This window comes from Proteiniphilum sp. UBA1028, from assembly GCF_002316955.1.
GTDB lineage: Bacteria > Bacteroidota > Bacteroidia > Bacteroidales > Dysgonomonadaceae > Proteiniphilum.
The window spans coordinates 3,882-6,563 of the sequence record NZ_DCEN01000064.1; the positions used below are offsets into that span (position 1 = coordinate 3,882).

At 44.5% G+C, this 2,682-nt stretch carries 2 protein-coding genes; both read right to left on the reverse strand.

The genetic code is table 11. The annotated features are described in order from the left end of the window. Positions 1-166: 166 nt before the first annotated feature. On the reverse strand, positions 167-1,573 hold the full coding sequence (gene uxaC / locus B3Z75_RS11120; protein WP_294071580.1) for a glucuronate isomerase: 1,407 nt from the start codon (positions 1,571-1,573) through the stop codon (positions 167-169). A 347-nt stretch (positions 1,574-1,920) separates the two neighbouring features. Beyond that, the coding region (locus B3Z75_RS11125; RefSeq protein WP_294071582.1) for a response regulator transcription factor at positions 1,921-2,682 on the reverse strand (762 nt) is incomplete at its 5' end.

Consider the following 2,682-nt stretch of genomic DNA (forward strand, 5'->3'; position numbering starts at 1 on the left):
TCTGTTCCCACATAGATATGTTCCCGGTTTGACTTATTCCATACAGGGCTAATATTCAACCCCTTCTCGTTTGCCCTCATGATAGCTTTCAACTGAGCTTTTCCCTGATGAGCGAAACGATCGCCCACGCCAATACTGTATTTTCCTAGTTTCATTATATCTGTATTTAAAAATTAAAAAAATTCTTCGCATTCCTGTAGGATATGTCTTCCACCATTTTCCCAAGGAAATTCATTTCCGAAGCAGGCAGCAACCCATTCTCTACGTCGTTGCCAAGGAGGTTACACAAGATACGACGGAAATATTCATGCCTCGGGTAAGAGACAAAGCTACGCGAGTCGGTAAGCATTCCCACAAACCGGCTCAGAAGCCCCAGGTTGGAGAGTGAGTTCATTTGTGCCTCCATACCGGTTTTTTGATCGAGGAACCACCAACCCGACCCGAACTGTATTTTCCCTGCCACCGATCCATCCTGAAAGTTCCCGATCATGGTTGCTATGAGATCGTTGTCGCGGGGATTTAGATTATAGATAATGGTTTTCGCCAGTTTGTTGTCTTTATCGAGTTGGTCGAGGAAGCGGCTCATTGCTTTTGCGATGGTAAAATCACCGATGGAGTCGAACCCTGTATCCGGCCCCAGCTGTTTAAACAGTCGGGTATTGTTGTTCCGGATAGCACCATAATGGAACTGCTGCGTCCACCCCTTTTCCCAGTCCATCAACGCGCCTTCGTGCAGCATGGACGATTTAAATTTCAATATCTCCTCTTTTGTCAATTCATTGCCACCATATACTTTATTAAATATTTGAGCAATCTCTGTTTCTGTATAGGGTTCTGCGTAGAACTCCTCAATACCGTGATCTGACAATTTGCATCCCGCACTCGCAAAAAAGTCATGACGGTTACGGAGCGCATCAATCAGATCACTGTACTTGCTGATTGTAATACCGGACACTTCCGATAATTTTTCCAAATATGCCCGGTACTCTCCCGGATTTTCCACTGCCATGGCTTTATCCGGACGCCATGTGGGAAGTACTTTTATCTCAAAGCCCTCTTTTTTCAATGCAAGATGATGTTCCAGGGTGTCTGCCGGGTCATCTGTGGTACAAACTACCTGCACGTTGAATTTTTTCATCAATCCCCGGGCGGAATATTCCGGCGTACGAAGTTTTTCTGTACATACGTCGTATATCTCCCTGGCAACATCGGGCTTCAGCAGCTTATCCACCCCAAAAGTTCTCTTCAACTCCAGATGAGTCCAATGGTACAATGGATTTCGCATGGTGTAAGGAACCGTCTCGGCCCATTTTTCAAACTTTTCCCAGTCGGAGGTGTCCTTTCCTGTACAATACTTTTCCTCAACCCCGTTGGTGCGCATGGCACGCCACTTGTAATGATCGCCCTCCAGCCACAGTTGGCCCAGGTTATCAAACGCATGATCTTTCGCGATATACGCTGGATTTAAATGACAATGGTAGTCGATAATGGGTTGTTTTTCTGCATGATCATGATACAGTTCTCTTGCGGCATCGGTTTGTAGCAAGAAATCTTTATGTACAAAACTCTTCATAGGATATATATTTTTAAAATTAATTCGCTTGACACTTTTATGTTCTCGAGCACACTCTTACTATTAACACGGTTGGGAACCCAAAGTTAGGCATTTTATTTAATTTTGAGTAATGCCTTGGAAATTTAATTTGAAACACATCTCGTCTTTCATTTCCGAAAGGATTTCAAATCATTAGCCTGATCATAGCCGATTCCCCAACAGATAATGAACAAGCATCTATCATGCTCTTTTCAAGTTTAGGTAGCAAAAAATCCTTTAATAGCCCGATTGTGATCGAACACAGTCGGCCGGTTCTTTCGCTGAGAACCTTTCCCTTTTCAGGGCTCCCTCACTCCAAATTCGTTTCATTTAACGACCTCCTCTCTGCTGTATCTCTTTTTATATTCGCTGGGCGTCATATTGAACTTTTTCTTGAAACACTTGGTAAAATATTTGGCATCGCTCATTCCCACCATATACGACACCTCTTTGATCGCATAATCACCCTTCACCAGAAATTCCGCTGCATGCTGCATCAACACATCGCGCACATACTCAATGGGGGCAAGGCCTGTGAGACCTTTCATTTTTTTAAAAAAAACGGTACGACTCATTCCCATTTCCACCGCCATATCTTCGATCACAAAATCGCTGTTGCCTAGATGCGATTCAATAAATTCGTTTACGGCCCGGATGAAGGTGAGGTCTTTTTCGTTGAAAGGAATATCCGCTGTCTGCATTGCCCGCGACAAAGCAACAGGCGAAGAATTTGTTCTGTCTCTGTAATAACGTTGCAATTCGCCTCTGCGTCGCAGCAAATTTTTGACCCTAGCCTTGAAATAAGAGACGCTGAAAGGCTTGGTAATGTACTCATCTGCCCCCTGTCCAAAACCCTCCAGCTTGCTATCCAGGGTTGTCTTTGCCGTGAGCAGCAGGAAGAGAATATGGCTGGTGTGGATATTGCTTCGCACCTTTTCAAGCAGCTCAATCCCGTCTACTTCGGGCATCATGATATCGCTGACAATAAAATCGGGAATAAGATCCAGAGCCTTATCAAATCCCTCTTTCCCATTCGACGCTTCGTGCACCTCGTATTCATCCTCGAGAATGGACCGGATAAATTGCCT